Origin of the sequence: Mesorhizobium sp. B2-9-1, from assembly GCF_006439455.1 — a bacterium.
Lineage (GTDB): Bacteria > Pseudomonadota > Alphaproteobacteria > Rhizobiales > Rhizobiaceae > Mesorhizobium.
In genome coordinates this window covers 102,479-117,589 of the sequence record NZ_VFTP01000002.1, presented here as the reverse complement: position 1 = coordinate 117,589, position 15,111 = coordinate 102,479, and the positions used below count along the sequence as shown (strand labels likewise).

Below are 15,111 nucleotides of genomic sequence, written 5' to 3'. Positions count from 1 at the left end.
CTCTATCAAACCCCATAGTGCTCGGTGCGGATCAACCCTGCCGGAACTCCGGCACCGATCAGCGCATCGGCCGCGGCCGACACGAATGTATTCGAGCCGCAGACATAGGCCAGCCTCGGCGCCTTCGGCAGGCGCTCGACGGCCTGCGCCATCATGCGGGCGTCGACGCGCCGGGAATAGTCGGAGGGGCGCCTGGCCGGCTCGCGGGTCAGCGTCAGCACCAGATCGAACCCGTCGCGACGATCGTCGAGGCCGATCAGTTCGTCGCGAAAAATCACCTCGTCCCAGACCCGCGCCGAGAATACCAGCGCGACGGGCACCGCCGTGTTGCGCAGCGTGCGATGGCGCAGCATCGCCATCAGCGGCACGACGCCCGAGCCGCCGCCGACCAGAAGGATCGGTCCGCCGTCGCTCTCCTCCCAGATGAAATGGCCGCCCAGCGGCCCGCGCAACTCGATCTCGTCGCCGACGGCAGCCACGTCGTGGAAGAAGGGCGAGACCTCACCGTCGTCGAGCCGCTCGATCGCCAGCTCGATGCCGCCACCCGGCGCCGAGGCGATGGAATAGGAGCGGCGCGCCTGATAGCCGTCCTGCGCCGTCAGCCTGATGTCGACATGCTGCCCGGCCAGATGGGTGAGGGGTCGCGTCGGCTGGAACCAGAAGCTGGTGACGCGCGGCGTGCGCTTTTGGATGCGGGTGATCGTGGCTGCCTGCCAGGGCGATTGCGGCGACGGCTCGGCACTCATCGATTGCTGCTCACAAATCGCCCTTCACGGGTCACTGGAATAGCGCTGCTCGCGCCAGGGGTCGCCATACATATGATAGCCGCGCAGCTCCCAGAAGCCCGGCTCGTCGCGCTCGGTGAACTGCAGCCCGTTCACCCATTTGGCCGATTTCCAGAAATAGAGATGCGGCACCAGAAGCCGGGCCGGCCCTCCATGATCGGCCGTGATCGGCTTGCCTTCGTAGAGCAGCGCCACCATCGCCTTGCCGGTGACGAGGTCCTTGGTCGGCACATTGGTGGAATAGCCGTCAAAGGACAGCGCCAGCGTGTAAGGCGTCGGCGGCTCGATGCCGGCATCGGCGAGGATGTCGTCGATCATCACGCCTTGCCAGGGCGTGTTGAACTTGGTCCAGGCCGTGACGCAATGGATGTCGCGCGTCATCTTGCTTTGCGGCAGCGCGTTGAATTCGGCCCAGTTCCATGTCTTGAGCGGTCGGGGCCCCTGCTTGAGGGTGAAGGACCAATCCTCGGCGCGCACCCGCGGCGTCGGCCCCGCCGACAGAACCGGGAAACCCTGCTCCAGATACTGGCCCGGCGGGATGCGCGTGTCGGTGTCGGAAGGAGGACGCCGTCCGGAAAAGAAGCCACGGGTCACCATCGAGACATCCCTTGCGCCGGATTTGGTCGATCGCGGGGAGTGTTCTCGAAGACGCTCTGGGGAGCAACAGAAATCTTGCAGACAGAGCCTGCCGGAGACGCCGGCAGGCTCTGTCGAGGCCCTTGTCAGCCGGCGGCGAAGGGCACGGCGACGAATATCTGCGCGTCGCCGCGATCGATCAGCAAAAGCACCGACTTCTTGCCGGACTTGCCCGCCCCGGCGATCGCCTGGTTGGCCTGCCTTGCCGTCTTCACCGGCGTCTGGTCGACGCCGACGATGACGTCGCCGGGCTGGATGCCGGCGGCCGATGCCGCCTTGTCCGGATTGACCCGCTCGACCACCGCGCCGCGCTGGTTGCCGGCAAGATTGAGCTGGTCGCGGATATCGGGCGTGAGGTCGGTCAGGCCGAGGCCGAGCGAGGGAACGCGCAGGCCCTGTTCGGCCGACGGGCTGCGGCTTTGGTTGCCGTTCGAGGCCGTCTTCTGATCTTCGGCGTTGCGGCCGACATCGGCGGAGATCTGCATCGCCTTGCCCTTGCGCCAGATATTGACGGTTTCCCTGGCGCCCGGCGACACGTCGGCTACGGCGCGCGACAGATCCTTCGGATCCTTGATCTCCTGGCCGCCGAAGCCGGTGATGACGTCGCCGGTTTCAATGCCGGCCTTGGCCGCCGGCGACCCGTCGGTGACCTGGGAGACCAGCGCGCCGCCCGGATGATCGATGCCGATGGCGCTGGCAACATCCGGGGTGACCGGCTGGATCTGCACACCGAGATAGCCGTACTCGATGTCGCCGCCCTTCATCAGCTTGGCGACGACCTTCTCAGCCTGGTCCGACGGGATGGCGAAGCCGACGCCGACGCTGCCGCCATTGGGCGAGTAGATGGCGGTGTTGATGCCGATGACATTGCCGTTGACGTCGACCAGCGGGCCGCCGGAATTGCCGTGGTTGATCGGCGCGTCGATTTGGATGAAGTCGTCGAACGGCCCGCTATGCAGGTCGCGGCCGCGCGCCGAGACGATGCCGGCGGTGACCGTGGTGCCGATGCCGAACGGATTGCCGATCGCCAGCACCTGGTCACCGGTCATCAGCTTGCTGGAATCGCCCCATTTGACGGTCGGCAGCGGCTTGTCGGCCTTGATCTTGAGCACCGCGAGATCGTTCTTGGCGTCGTGTCCGACGAGCTTTGCGGGAAGCTCGGTGCCGTCGTCGAGCGTCACCTTGATCGAGCTTGCACCGTCGACGACATGGTTGTTGGTGACGATCGTGCCGTCGGCGCCGACGATGAAGCCGGAACCGAGGGCCTCCTGCCGCTGCGACTGCTGCTGCGGTGGCGCTTTCGGCATCGGCATGCCCTGATCGCCGAAGAACTGCTGGAAGAACTGGTCGAAGGGCACGTTGCCGCCAAGCGGCGAACCCTCGTCCTGGGCCTGCGCCTTGGTGACCGAGGTGATGGTGACGACGGCCGGCTTGGTGACGGCGATGACAGGCGCGAAGGAGCCATTCGGAACGGTGATGCCGGGTACCGGCGTCTGCGTCGTCGCGGCCACGGTGCTCAGGCCGGCATTGTTCTGGGCGAAGGAGACGACGACGGGAGAAATGATCAGCGCAGCGCCCAACAGGGCCGCGACGCGATGTCTGCGAAGAATGTTCATGGGTGACATGGTCGTTTCTGTCCGGGCGAGAGGTTGATCCGGCGCCCCGGATGGCTCTCGAAGCACGCATCCGTTGGCGTGTCGGCGACCGGGATTGCCTGCCTCGCCTTGCATGGCAGCCGGCCGGATCGACAATCAAGATTTAGGGTGCTGAATGGCCTGAATCAGGGCCTTTGGATGACCTTACGAAGATTTAATTCAGGGAGCGCTTACGAATCGCTCTCTCCGGCGCAGATAAGCGGAGGCGGTCTCACGCATTCGCTGGCCGGTAAAACTCGGGCCATGGCCGCCATGGCCGATGCGGATCGGCAGGTCGAGCAGCCGCCGCATGGTGCGGCAATAGGCCGTGCGGTCCGAATCCGGCAGATCGTCGATCAGCATGCCGTCATAGATGGCATCGCCGGCGAGGAAGAGGCCATCGGCCTCGTCGAAAAGCGCGATCGAATCCGGCGAGTGTCCAGGCAGATGCAGCACCCGGAATTTGCGGTCGCCGAGATCGACGATGTCGCCTTCGTCGAGCGCACGCGTCAGCGGTGCCGAGGGAATCCGGTAATCAGCCGCCTTCCAGCCCGGCGCCGGCAGCTTCGAGACGGCGCCGTCGAGATTGTGGAACATGTAAGCGTAGGTGACGGCATCATCCATGACGTCGAACCGCGCCGCGCTCATCTTCGGCCCCAGGCGCAGCGGGAATTCATGCAGCGAGCCGACATGGTCGAGATGGATATGCGTGGCGACGACGATGAGCGGCTTGCCGGGCGGCGTGTCGATCTCAGGCGCCAGCGGACGGATGCCCATGCCGGTATCGACCAGCAGATCCGCGTCGCGGCCCTTCAAATGCCACATGTTGGCGCGCACGAAATCATGCACGAAGGGTTCGGTCAGCATCGTCATGCCGGCATCGATTTTCGCCTTGCCGAACCAGTCGCCGACCGCAAGCTCGGGCATCGAGCCGCCGCCCATCAGACGAAGGGCTTGCCGACCTTGTATTTTTCCGGCACCAGCCGCTTCAGATAGGCCATGCCGGCTTCCGACAGCTGGTTGGCGTCCGGCTGCATGAAATCGTCGGGCATGTGACGCGTCTTGCCGGCCACCGCCTTCAGCGGCACCTTCTTCAGCACTGTCTTCGAGCCATCATACTGGATCGCGACCGAGCCGCCGCCTTCGCCGGCAACGGCAACCGCGAAGGCGCCGGCATCGAAGGCTTCCTTGGCATCGACAGCGCTGATGGCGCCGACATAACCGCGCGGCATATAGCCCAGCGCGTCGACCCGCGCGCGCTTGCCCGGCAGGCCTTCGGCCAGGGCCCGTTCGAGCGCCGCCGGCAGGTCGCTGCCCGACAGTTTGACGTTGCCATGCTGGTCGCGCTCGAGCTTGTCCGGCGGCACCAGGCTTTCGACCAGCGCCTTGCCGTCGGCGGTGCTGACGCCCTCCGAGACGGCGACGATGCAGCGCTTGTGGCGGTCCAGCTTCTCGCGTACGTCATCGATGAAGCGCTTCGCCGAGAAGGCGCGCTCCGGCACATAAACCAGATGCGGGCCGCTGTCGGGATCGAGCTGCCAGGCGGCCGCGGCGGCGGTGAGGAAGCCGGCGTGACGGCCCATGACGATGCCGACATAGATGCCGGGCAGCGCGCGGAAATCGAGGTCGACGGAGAGGAAGGCGCCGGCGACGAATTCGGCCGCCGAGATGAAGCCCGGCGTGTGGTCGTTCTCCTCGAGGTCATTGTCGATGGTCTTGGGCGCATGCACGAAGGCGATCGAGCCGCCGGCGGCATCGGTCAGGATCTGCTGCGTGCCCGACGTGTCGTTGCCGCCGATATAGATGAAGGCGTCGGCGCCGGCCTTTTTCAAACCGTTGAGGATGACCTCGCAATAGGCAGCGTCCGGCTTGTCGCGGGTCGAGCCGAGGGCGGCGCTCGGCGTGCCGGCGATCAGCCACAGCCGGTCTTCGGGGATGGCGGAGAGATCGACATAGTTGCCGTCGCGGATGCCGCGCACGCCATGGAGCGAGCCCAGCACCTTGGCGCCAGGATGACGCTTGCGGATTTCCAGCGTGGCGCCGACGACCGTCTGGTTGATGACGGCGGTCGGGCCGCCGCCCTGCGCTATGACGAAGGTTCCGGCCATGCTTTTTCTCCCGAGGCGAAGGTTTTCACGGCACCTTCGCCTGTCTTGCGGCATCGCGCAACGGAAGAGTGGGCCGGCGGAGCGATCAGACGACGACGACCGGGTTCTTCTTGGAAACGCGGCTGTAGAGGTCGATGATGTCCTGGTTGATCAGGCGCACGCAGCCCGACGACATGGCCTGGCCGATGCTCCACCATTCGGGCGAGCCGTGGATACGGTAGCCGGTGTCCTTGCCGTTCTGGTAGATGTAGAGCGCCCGGGCGCCGAGCGGATTGGTGAGGCCGCCGGGCTGGCCGCCCTGCCATTTCACCAGTTCGGGCTTGCGCTGGATCATTTCCGGCGGCGGCGTCCACACCGGCCATTCGCGGCCGTACTGGATGTTGGCGCGGCCCGACCAGCGGAAGCCGTCCTTGCCGATGCCGACGCCGTAGCGGATGGCGTCGCCGCCCGGCTGGACGAGATAGAGCATGCGCTCCTGCAAGTGGACGACGATGGTGCCGGGCGCCTCGCCGGTCTTGTCGACGACGATCTGGCGGCGGAACTGCGGCTTGACCTTCTGCCACGGCACCTCCGGCACCTGGAAGCCGCCGTCGGTGAGCGAGGCATACATGACGTCCGGGCCGGTGATGTTCTTGTCGACGCTGATCGCCGGACGCATCGGCGGCACGGAACCGGTGACGGTGTTGTCGAGCTGCATTTGCGGCAGGTCGAGTGCGTCGGTGGTGCTGCAGCCGGCAAGGCCGAGCAGCGCCATGGCGCCGGCGCCGGAAAGCATGGCGCGGCGGGAAAGCTGAATTTCGGTATCGATTGCGGCGCCGTTGGAAGGCGGCGTCAGACGTTGCGGCAACTCGCGCATGCACCAAACCCTACGCTGCCGGCGGGGGTCCGGCCGGATCGCAGGCATTTTCGCCATTCATCGTTGAAAAAGGGTGAAAGAGCCCGTGCCAAGCTTAACCCTAACGGATCGTTATGGCGGTAGATGAGCCGCCGGCCGGGGGCTGAAGATTTTTCCGACGGCCCCTTTACATTCTCGCCGGCCCCAGGATTTATCCTTTTCTTTGCGCTCAAGGAGCAGGGAAATGTCCTTCGAAAACTGGGCTGCCTTCGCCGCCGCCTCTTCCATCCTTCTCATCATTCCTGGCCCGACGATCCTCCTAGTCGTCTCCTATGCGCTTGGGCAAGGCTGGCGCACCGCGTTGCCGATGGCGGTGGGCGTGGCGCTGGGCGACTTCACTGCCATGACGCTGTCGATGCTGGGCATCGGCGCGCTGCTCGCGGCTTCGGCGACGGTGTTCACCATGCTCAAGGTGATCGGCGCCGGCTATCTCATCTATCTCGGCATAAAACTGTTCCGCGCAGGCGGCGCGCTGAAGGCCGAACCGCGCACCGACGCGGTTTCGGCGGCACGGATGATGGCGCATGCCTGGCTGGTGACGGCGCTGAACCCGAAGAGCATCACCTTCTTCGTCGCCTTTCTGCCGCAATTCCTCGACCGGCATGCCGACTTCTGGACGCAGATGCTGATCTTCGAGACGACCTTCCTGACCTTGGCCTTCGCCAACGCCTTCGGCTACGCGCTGATCGCATCCAGGGCCCGGGCGATCGTGCGCAACCCGAAGGCGATCCGCATCTTCAACCGCACCGGCGGCACGTTGCTGGTCGGCGCCGGCATCGCCACGGTGGCGATGCGGTCGGGGAATTGATCTGCCCTAAGGTGTGTCGAGATTCAGGTCAGGCCGAGCCGAAAGTGGTGGCTTCCGAGACCCGGCCTACGCCGGCCGTAGCCTTCACAGAGCGGAAACTCTTATGAGGGCTTCGGCCGGCGAAGGCCGGAGCTGAGCGTACTTAGAGTACGCGAGCACCGGAAGCGCAGGAAGCCGCCATTTGCAGGCCGGCCTCACCTGAATATCGACACACCTTCACCATTTCACGCTGACACCCAGATTGCCTTCCAGCACGCGGCGCTTGTCGCCGCCGAGATTGGTCATGTAGTCGCCGGTGGCGAAGACGCTGACCTTGTCGGTCACCTTGGCGACCATGCCGCCGCCGAACTCGAACGAGGTGGACCGGCTCTCCGTCGAGATGTCGGTGCCCTCGAAATCGACACGGTCGGTGCCGCCGAAATCGTGCCAGAGGTTGGCCTTGAGGTAGGGCTGCAGCGGCATCCCGCTGAGGACCGTTTCGCCTTGCAGCCTCAATCCGATCCTGCCGGCGACGTCATCGTCGGAATCGAACGATACCGAGGAGAACCTGTCCCTGGTGTCGTCGAGCGATAAATGCTGCCAGACCAGTTGCGCCTGCGGTTCCAGCGTCCAGCCTTGTCCGAGTGCAACCGGATAGCCGCCTTCGAGCGAAGCGGTGACCCCGGTTCCGCCGACATCGATGTCGATGTTGCGCGACGATGAGGCCGAGCCGCCGAAGAAGGTCGCCATCAGCACGCCGTCCAGGTACCAGCCGGATTTGCCGATGCGGGTCCAGTAGCCGCCGACGCTGGTGCCGCTGACGTCGAGGCTGCCGACCGCAAGACCATCCTGGCCCAGGGCCTGGCCGCGCAGGTCGCCGTTCATGATGCCATAGGCAAGGAAGAGGCCGGCGCGGTCGACCGACCCTGAGGCGGTTTCGCGGCCCATAAGGTCGAACCCGGCTTGAAGCCCGAACAAAGTGCCGTCGAAGGAGGGCGAGACCGTTCCCGACCAACCCATCTTGGCGTCCTGGCCGAAGATCCGGCCCCAGACCGGCTGCAGATCGGTGTCGGATGATAACAGGCTCTGCTCGCCGCGGCGTTCGTGGAAGGTGCCTAGCGTCGCCATCGTCAGATGCTGCGCGACAGGCGGCACGGCCGAATAGACCGGCACTTCGACGCGATAAAGCAGGATTTCCCGGCCGGGCGCCGGCGTCGGCAGATCGGGCACGGCGGTCGGCACCGGGGGCGGTGGCGGCGGCGGATCGGCCGGCGGTGCCTCGGGCGGAGCCGGCGGCGCCTCGGGCTCAGGATCACTCGCCTGCACCGGCGGCGTCGGGTCGACCGGCGGATTGTTGGCATCGCCATCGGTCGGCACCGGCACCGGTGGCAGTTCGGACGGCGGCGGCGGCGCTTCGGTTTCCGGCGCCACGGGCTCCGGCTGCGCCGTCGGGTCCAGCGCTCCAGGCGCGGCCGCCGGCGATGTCGGCGTGATCAGCGCCGAGCGCAGGTACCAGTTCTCCGCGCTGCCGGCGCTGACGCCGCCTTTGAACAGATAATATTCGAAGGCACCGGCCGCGACCGGCGCGTCGAGCGCGAAGGCGTTGGCGCTCGACGTGGCGCCGTTGACGGCCTGCACGACCATGATGCCATCCGCCGTGGTCTCGGCGCCAGCGCCGCCGACATTGACCACCGCGATCCCGGTGGAGCCGGAAGCCGTGCCGCCGGAGAGCACAAGCCGGTCGGAGGCGGAGGAATCGTCGCCAAGTTCGGTCTGGATCAACAGCAGGCCGCCGAGCCCGGTATAGTTGCCGTTGATCGTCAGCCGGTCGGTGGCGCCGGTATTGCCGTTGGTCAGGTCGATGCGGCCGGCATTGAAGACCTCGGCCAACTGCCCTGACGTGAAGGCCTGGATCGAGGCATTGAAGCCGCCGCCATAGAGCGTGCTTGCCAGGTCGACGTTGATCTTGCCGGTGCCCGTGCCCGAGTCGCCCAGCACGAGGTTGCCGTCCAATGTCAATTGCGTGTCGTTGGTGGCATTGATGGTTTCCCAGTTCTGGACCCTGGTGATGCCGTCCAGCTTGACGTTGTCGAAGGTGAGCGTGTCGGTGCCGAGACCGCCGTTGAGCGTTTTGGCGCCGCCGAGATTGGCTTTGGTGAGGTTGCTGAGCTTGGCGGTGTCATTGTCGGCGCCGAGATCGACATTGCCATAGATGATGCCGCCGCCGTCCCAGACGAAGCTGTCGGCGCCGAAGCTCATCAGCACGTCGCCGCCGACCGTGCCGCCGGTGATCGTGACACTGTCGTCGCCCCCGCTGACGCTGATGTTGCCGCCGACCGTGCCGCCGGAGAGAATGATGGTATCGGTGTCGAAACCGGTGACGAGGTTGCGGTCGATGACACCGCCGGACATGTTGAAGTAGTTCTTGTCGAGCTTCATGTTGACGCGGCCGATGCGGCCGCCGGTCATCACGGCGCGGTCGCCATCGTCGAAGAAATCGACGATGCGGCCGCCGCTCATGGTAAAGGTGTCGAGCCCATCGCCCTGGTTGAGCGAGCCGATCTGACCGCCGCTCATGTTGAAATCGTCAATGCCCGCACCTTGCTGGACATTGCCGGTGACGGTGCCGGCGCCAATGGTGAAGAAATCGGTGCCGTCGCCCTGGTCGACCGTGCCGGTGATGGTGCCGGACTGCATGTTGATGCGGTCCGTTCCGGCACCGAAAATGACATTGCCGCTGATCTGGCCGGTGCCGCCGGAAGGGAAGGTCAGCGCGTTGTCGCCGCTGGTGTCGGTGAGGCTGCCGCCGGAATCGCCGCTGTCGCAGACATAGGCAGTATTGCCGGCGGGCGGGCTCAGCACGCATGCGGCAAAAGCCTGGGAGCCTGGCAGCAATGTAAGTGCTGTCGACGCTAGAAGGCCAAGCATCCAAGGATGATCGAGGCCTCTCATCTTTTGATCAGCATTTGCTGATATAATCTCACCTTCCGAGAACAGTCTCGGGGGAGAAATTCCAAAGCGCCGCATCGCGTCCTCGCAAATCGCGATTTAAGCCGCCCCGCCCCTGCCGCAATAAGGCCATAATTCGTCTCGCTTTTCAAAGCTTATTCTGCTTCCCATGGTTGATGAACTGCAATCTCAGGCAGATAGACCTGAGTATTGATTGACCCAGCCGGTCGTTGGCAGGCTCCGCGCCGATGCTTTAGGATCGCGCTCCGAACCGCAAATTCACGATCGTCGAAGGGCATCCAATGGCGCTGAAGGACGCATTCGGCCTGACTTACTCAGGCGTGACCGAAACCGGGTTTTCGTCCTACGCCCGCGCCGTGCATGAATTGCAATGCTTCATCGGCGACCCGGTCGGTTCCATCGACCGCGCCATTGCCGATGATCCGGCCTTCGTCATGGCGCATGTGTTCAAGGGCTATCTGTTCGGCCTCGCCACCGAGCGAGATGCGATGGCCGTCGCTAGATCCAGCCATCAGGCGGCGTTGCCCCTTGCCGCCACCGCGCGCGAAGCGGCGCATGTCGCGGCGCTTGGGCATCTCGCCGATGGCCGCTGGCATGAAGCCGCACGCATCCTCGAAGACATCGCGATCGACACTCCGCACGATGCGCTGGCGCTGCAGGTCGGGCATCAGATCGATTTCTTCACCGGCAATGCGCGCATGCTGCGCGACCGCATCGGCCGGGCGCTGCCGGCGTGGCAAAAAGGCATGCCGGGCTACCACGCCATTCTCGGCATACAAGCCTTCGGGCTGGAGGAGATGGGCGACTATGGCCGTGCCGAATCCTTCGGCCGGCAGGCTGTGGAGATCGAGCCGCGCGACGGCTGGGCGCAGCATGCGGTCGCGCATGTCATGGAAATGCAAAGCCGGCAACGAGACGGCATCGCCTGGATGCGCGCCAATCCAGATGCATGGACCAGGGAGAGTTTTCTCCAGATCCACAATTGGTGGCACCTAGCGCTGTTCCATTACGATCTCGGCGAAACCGACGAGGTGCTCAAGCTCTATGACGGGCCGATCTTTGGCGACCGCTCGACATTGGCGCTCAATATGGTCGATGCCTCGGCGATCCTGTGGCGCCTCACTCTGGGCGGCGTCGATATCGGCGACCGCTGGGCGACGCTTGCCGGCAACTGGATGCCAAAAGCCGCCGCCGGCAATTATGCCTTCAACGATGCGCATGCGATGATGGCCTTTGTCGGCGCAGGCCTGGAGGCGCCGGCCAAGACGCTGCTCGACGCGCAACGCGAGGCGATGCGCGGCGAGGATGACAACGCCGCCTTCACGCGCGATGTCGGCCATCCGCTGACGCTTGCGATCAAGGCCTTCGGCGAAGGCAAATATGACGAGGCCGCGCGCCTGATCCGGCCGATCCGCTCGATCGCGCATCGTTTCGGCGGCAGCCATGCGCAGCGCGATGTGATCGACCTGACGCTGATCGAGGCCGCTCTGCGCGCCGGCGATACGGCGCTCGCGCGGGCGCTGACGGCCGAACGGCAGCTCGCCCGGCCCGACAGCCCGCTGTCGGCGCTGTTCTCGCGTCGCGCCGCCGATTTGTCAGAGAATTGACCCGGAGCGGATCTTGTCCTAAAAACTGGCCAAGCCAGATTTTTTCGAGATCCGAAAAAATTAACGGCAATGGGAGGAAATCATGTATCTCGGCCTCGACCTGGGCACTTCGGGCGTCAAGGCGCTGCTGATCGACGACGGCCAGAAGGTCATCGGCTCCGGCCATGGCTCGCTCGACGTCTCGCGGCCGCATCCCGGCTGGTCGGAGCAGGATCCGGCGCATTGGATCGAGGCCTGCGAGACGGCGATTGCCGAACTCAAGGCTTCCCATCCGAAGGAGCTGGCCGCGGTCAAGGGCATCGGCCTTTCCGGCCAGATGCACGGCGCCACGCTTCTCGACGCCTCGGACAAGGTGCTGCGCCCCTGCATCCTGTGGAACGACACGCGCAGCCATGTCGAGGCGGCCGCGCTCGACGCCGATCCGCGCTTCCGCAAGCTCACCGGCAACATCGTCTTCCCGGGCTTCACCGCGCCGAAGCTTGCCTGGGTGAGGAACAACGAGCCGGCAATCTTTGCCAAGGTGGCCAAGGTGCTGCTGCCCAAGGATTACCTGCGGCTCTGGCTGACCGGCGAGCACATCTCCGAAATGTCGGATTCGGCCGGCACCTCGTGGCTCGATGTCGGCAAGCGCCGCTGGGCGCCCGAACTGCTGGCGGCGACATCGCTCGACGAAAAGCACATGCCCTCGCTGGTCGAAGGCACGGCCAAGGCCGGCGCCTTGCGGGGCGAGCTCGCTTCCAAATGGGGTGTCGCGACAGGCATCCCGATCGCCGGCGGCGCTGGCGACAACGCGGCCTCGGCCTGCGGCATGGGCACGGTCGGCGCCGGCCACGCCTTCGTGTCGCTCGGCACGTCGGGCGTGCTGTTTGCGGCGAACGCTTCCTATCTGCCCAATCCGGAAAGCGCGGTGCACACGTTCTGCCATGCGCTGCCCGACACCTGGCACCAGATGGGCGTGATCCTGTCGGCCACCGATTCGCTCAACTGGCTGTCGGAGATCACCGGAAAGAGCGCCGGCGACCTGACGCATGAACTCGGCGATATGCTGAAGGCGCCGACGGGCGTCTCTTTCCTGCCCTATCTCTCGGGCGAGCGGACGCCGCACAATGATTCCGCCATCCGCGGCTCCTTCACCGGGCTGGCGCATCAATCGAGCCGGGCCGTGCTGACGCAGGCGGTGCTTGAGGGCGTCGCCTTCGCCTTCCGCGACAGTCTCGAGGCGCTGAAGACGGCCGGAACGACACTGAGCCGGGTGACCGCGATCGGCGGCGGCTCGCGCTCGCGCTATTGGCTGAAGGCGATCGCCACCGCGCTGCAGGTTCCGGTCGACATCCCGGCCGACGGCGATTTCGGCGCCGCCTTCGGCGCGGCGCGGTTGGGATTGATCGCCGCGACCGGCGCCGATCCGCTTGGCGTCTGCACCGCGCCGGCGACGGATGCGACGATCGAGCCGGACGTCGGGCTTGGTGGTGCTTATGCCGCTGCTTATCAGAGGTATCGTGCACTTTATCCGGCGATTAGAGCGGTAACCGCGTGAGCAGGCGCGAGGCCCCCCTCTCTGCCCTGCCGGGCATCTCCCCCTCAAGGAGGGAGATTGGATGTCACGCCGGCTTTCGCCAATCGCCGGCGTTGCAAGGAGAGGCGAGGCCTCGAAGCTGCCAATCTCCCCCTCAGAGGGGGAGATGGCCGGCAGGCCAGAGGGGGGTGCCTCGCGCCACTCTTACCCGGTTATCCTCACTGCGCCGGCACCTTGTCCAAAAACCCGGTGACGCTCTTCAGGCGGCCGTTCTCGATAACGCCGATGTCGGTGCCTTCGATGACGGACTCCGTGCCTTCGGGTCCCAGGTTCCACGAGAAGCGGATCTTGTCCGCGAAACCGTCCGGCTGCCCCTTCAGCGAGAATCGGAAGCCGGCGAAACGCTGCTGGACGCCGTCGATCAGTGCCGCGACGCCTGCATGGCCGTCGCCCTGCATGACCGGGTCGCGATAGCTGACATCCTTGGTGAAGGCCGCTTCGAGCAGCGCCTTGCGGCGCTGCGCATCGATCTCGTTCCAGGCGGCGATGTAGTTGCGGGCGATCGTGTTGAGGTCGGTCATTGTCATGGTCCTTCGTTGGATCGTTTCGACATGACGCTTTTCGCCCGGCAAAAGAGTGAAACCAATTACGCCTGAGGTAATCGGGAAACCATCTCGGAGAGGAAGGAAACCATGAGCAGCGGATTTTTCGGCGACATCAAGACAATCAAATATGAAGGGCCGGATTCGACCAATCCGCTGGCCTATCGCTACTACAACCCCGATGAGGTGGTGGCCGGCAAGCGGCTGGAAGACCATCTGCGCTTCGCCGTCGCCTACTGGCATTCCTTCGCATGGCCGGGCGGCGACCCGTTCGGCGGCCAGACCTTCGACCGGCCCTGGTTTGCCAAGCCGGGCGGCGTCGACACGATGGAACTGGCCAAGCTCAAGGCCGACGTCGCCTTCGAGATGTTCTCGTTGCTCGGCGCGCCCTATTTCTGCTTCCACGACGCAGACGTGCGCCCGGAAGGCAAGGATTTTTCGGAGAGCGCCGCGCGCCTCGACGAGATCGCCGACTATTTCGCAACCAAGATGGAAGAGACCGGCGTCAAGCTCCTCTGGGGCACGGCGAACCTTTTCTCGCACCGCCGGTTCATGTCGGGCGCAGCCACCAATCCCGATCCGGATGTGTTCGCCTATGCGGCGGCGACGGTGAAGAGCTGCATCGACGTCACCAAGAAGCTCAAGGGCGAGAACTATGTGCTGTGGGGCGGACGCGAGGGCTATGAGACGCTGCTCAACACCGACCTTGCCCGCGAGCAGGAACAGGCCGGCCGCTTCCTCAACCTCGTCGTCGACTACAAGCACAAGATAGGTTTCACGGGCACGATCCTGATCGAGCCGAAGCCGCAGGAGCCGACCAAGCACCAGTACGACTACGACGTCGCCACCGTCTACGGCTTCCTCAAGCGCTTCGGGCTGGAGAAGGAGGTAAAGCTCAACATCGAGCAGGGCCACGCGATCCTGGCCGGCCATTCCTTCGAGCATGAGCTGGCTTTGGCGAACGCGCTTGGAGTCTTCGGTTCGATCGACATGAACCGCAACGACTACCAGTCGGGCTGGGACACTGACCAGTTCCCCAACAACGTGCCGGAAATGGCGCTGGCCTATTACCAGGTCCTGCAGGGCGGCGGCTTCAAGACCGGCGGCACAAATTTCGACGCCAAGCTCAGGCGCCAGTCGCTCGACCCGGACGACCTCCTGATCGGCCATATCGGCGGCATGGATGCCTGCGCACGCGGCCTCAAGGCGGCGGCCAAGATGATCGAGGACAAGGCGCTGTCCGGCCCACTCGCCGAGCGCTATGCCGGCTGGAACACCGCCGAAGGCAAGGCAATGCTTTCGGGCGAGCGCACGCTGGAGGAGATCGCCGAGCGCGTCGTGAAGGAGAAGATCGAGCCGCAGCCGCGCTCCGGCCGGCAGGAGCTGCTGGAGAACATCGTCAACCGCTACGTCTGATCGCTCAGGCGGAATGCCCGACCGTATAGCGTTCGCGCGGGGCAGAACTTCACGACAAGGTTTTGCCCCGAGCCGCCCCTTAATCGCCCCGCTCTTGCCTTCAAACAGCCGTCACGGAACTCGTATAAACGTGGCTCCTGTGGCGGGTGAAGAAG

At 65.1% G+C, this 15,111-nt stretch carries 12 protein-coding genes; 4 read left to right on the top strand and 8 right to left on the bottom strand.

What is annotated here, in order from left to right; translation table 11 throughout:
• Positions 1 to 5: 5 nt before the first annotated feature.
• The 6 genes from FJW05_RS04775 to FJW05_RS04750 all read right to left on the bottom strand — a co-directional run bounded on the left by FJW05_RS04775 (position 6) and on the right by FJW05_RS04750 (position 5,938).
• The gene (locus tag FJW05_RS04775) at positions 6 to 746 is read right to left on the bottom strand and encodes a ferredoxin reductase (protein WP_140628584.1); all 741 of its coding nucleotides are present in this window, start codon (positions 744 to 746) and stop codon (positions 6 to 8) included.
• A gap of 24 nt (positions 747 to 770) precedes the next feature.
• Positions 771 to 1,382, bottom strand: coding sequence for a sulfite oxidase-like oxidoreductase (locus FJW05_RS04770; RefSeq protein WP_140628579.1), 612 nt, complete (start codon positions 1,380 to 1,382; stop codon positions 771 to 773).
• A 125-nt stretch (positions 1,383 to 1,507) separates the two neighbouring features.
• A complete protein-coding gene (locus FJW05_RS04765; RefSeq protein WP_140628576.1) occupies positions 1,508 to 3,046 on the bottom strand; it encodes a DegQ family serine endoprotease in 1,539 nt (512 codons plus the stop codon).
• Positions 3,047 to 3,235: 189 nt separating this feature from the next.
• The gene (locus tag FJW05_RS04760) at positions 3,236 to 3,982 is read right to left on the bottom strand and encodes an MBL fold metallo-hydrolase (protein ID WP_140628573.1); all 747 of its coding nucleotides are present in this window, start codon (positions 3,980 to 3,982) and stop codon (positions 3,236 to 3,238) included.
• A gap of 14 nt (positions 3,983 to 3,996) precedes the next feature.
• A complete protein-coding gene (locus tag FJW05_RS04755) occupies positions 3,997 to 5,163 on the bottom strand; it encodes a diphosphate--fructose-6-phosphate 1-phosphotransferase (RefSeq protein ID WP_140628570.1) in 1,167 nt (388 codons plus the stop codon).
• A gap of 85 nt (positions 5,164 to 5,248) precedes the next feature.
• Entirely contained in the window at positions 5,249 to 5,938 is a 690-nt protein-coding gene (locus FJW05_RS04750) for a L,D-transpeptidase (RefSeq protein ID WP_246673246.1), read from the bottom strand.
• A gap of 304 nt (positions 5,939 to 6,242) precedes the next feature.
• On the opposite strand from FJW05_RS04750, the gene FJW05_RS04745 reads away from it, so the two are divergent.
• The gene (locus FJW05_RS04745; RefSeq protein WP_140628546.1) at positions 6,243 to 6,866 is read left to right on the top strand and encodes a LysE family translocator; all 624 of its coding nucleotides are present in this window, start codon (positions 6,243 to 6,245) and stop codon (positions 6,864 to 6,866) included.
• A gap of 216 nt (positions 6,867 to 7,082) precedes the next feature.
• On the opposite strand, the gene FJW05_RS04740 is transcribed toward FJW05_RS04745, so the two are convergent.
• On the bottom strand, positions 7,083 to 9,773 hold the full coding sequence (locus tag FJW05_RS04740; RefSeq protein ID WP_246673213.1) for an autotransporter outer membrane beta-barrel domain-containing protein: 2,691 nt from the start codon (positions 9,771 to 9,773) through the stop codon (positions 7,083 to 7,085).
• Positions 9,774 to 10,096: 323 nt separating this feature from the next.
• Between FJW05_RS04740 and FJW05_RS04735 the strand changes: the two genes are divergently transcribed.
• Both FJW05_RS04735 and xylB read left to right on the top strand, forming a co-directional pair.
• A complete protein-coding gene (locus FJW05_RS04735) occupies positions 10,097 to 11,422 on the top strand; it encodes a tetratricopeptide repeat protein (protein ID WP_140628517.1) in 1,326 nt (441 codons plus the stop codon).
• 82 nt (positions 11,423 to 11,504) lie between these two features.
• Positions 11,505 to 12,959 (top strand): xylulokinase, encoded by a 1,455-nt coding sequence (gene xylB, locus FJW05_RS04730; protein WP_140628507.1) that lies wholly within the window; start codon positions 11,505 to 11,507, stop codon positions 12,957 to 12,959.
• A 197-nt stretch (positions 12,960 to 13,156) separates the two neighbouring features.
• Here xylB and FJW05_RS04725 read toward each other — a convergent pair whose 3' ends face one another.
• Entirely contained in the window at positions 13,157 to 13,519 is a 363-nt protein-coding gene (locus FJW05_RS04725; protein WP_140628501.1) for a nuclear transport factor 2 family protein, read from the bottom strand.
• A gap of 111 nt (positions 13,520 to 13,630) precedes the next feature.
• Here FJW05_RS04725 and xylA point away from each other — a divergent pair, with 111 nt between their 5' ends.
• Positions 13,631 to 14,956 (top strand): xylose isomerase, encoded by a 1,326-nt coding sequence (gene xylA, locus FJW05_RS04720; RefSeq protein ID WP_140628493.1) that lies wholly within the window; start codon positions 13,631 to 13,633, stop codon positions 14,954 to 14,956.
• Positions 14,957 to 15,111: the final 155 nt, after the last annotated feature.

Excerpts from the sequence above, each read along its gene's own strand:
- FJW05_RS04775 (WP_140628584.1), bottom strand. The coding sequence starts at position 746 with ATGAGTGCCGAGCCGTCGCCGCAATCGCCCTGGCAGGCAGCCACGATC.
- FJW05_RS04770 (WP_140628579.1), bottom strand. The coding sequence starts at position 1,382 with ATGGTGACCCGTGGCTTCTTTTCCGGACGGCGTCCTCCTTCCGACACC.
- FJW05_RS04765 (WP_140628576.1), bottom strand. The coding sequence starts at position 3,046 with ATGTCACCCATGAACATTCTTCGCAGACATCGCGTCGCGGCCCTGTTG.
- FJW05_RS04760 (WP_140628573.1), bottom strand. The coding sequence starts at position 3,982 with ATGCCCGAGCTTGCGGTCGGCGACTGGTTCGGCAAGGCGAAAATCGAT.
- FJW05_RS04755 (WP_140628570.1), bottom strand. The coding sequence starts at position 5,163 with ATGGCCGGAACCTTCGTCATAGCGCAGGGCGGCGGCCCGACCGCCGTC.
- FJW05_RS04750 (WP_246673246.1), bottom strand. The coding sequence starts at position 5,938 with ATGCTTTCCGGCGCCGGCGCCATGGCGCTGCTCGGCCTTGCCGGCTGC.
- FJW05_RS04745 (WP_140628546.1), top strand. The coding sequence starts at position 6,243 with ATGTCCTTCGAAAACTGGGCTGCCTTCGCCGCCGCCTCTTCCATCCTT.
- FJW05_RS04740 (WP_246673213.1), bottom strand. The coding sequence starts at position 9,773 with ATGCTTGGCCTTCTAGCGTCGACAGCACTTACATTGCTGCCAGGCTCC.
- FJW05_RS04735 (WP_140628517.1), top strand. The coding sequence starts at position 10,097 with ATGGCGCTGAAGGACGCATTCGGCCTGACTTACTCAGGCGTGACCGAA.
- xylB (WP_140628507.1), top strand. The coding sequence starts at position 11,505 with ATGTATCTCGGCCTCGACCTGGGCACTTCGGGCGTCAAGGCGCTGCTG.
- FJW05_RS04725 (WP_140628501.1), bottom strand. The coding sequence starts at position 13,519 with ATGACCGACCTCAACACGATCGCCCGCAACTACATCGCCGCCTGGAAC.
- xylA (WP_140628493.1), top strand. The coding sequence starts at position 13,631 with ATGAGCAGCGGATTTTTCGGCGACATCAAGACAATCAAATATGAAGGG.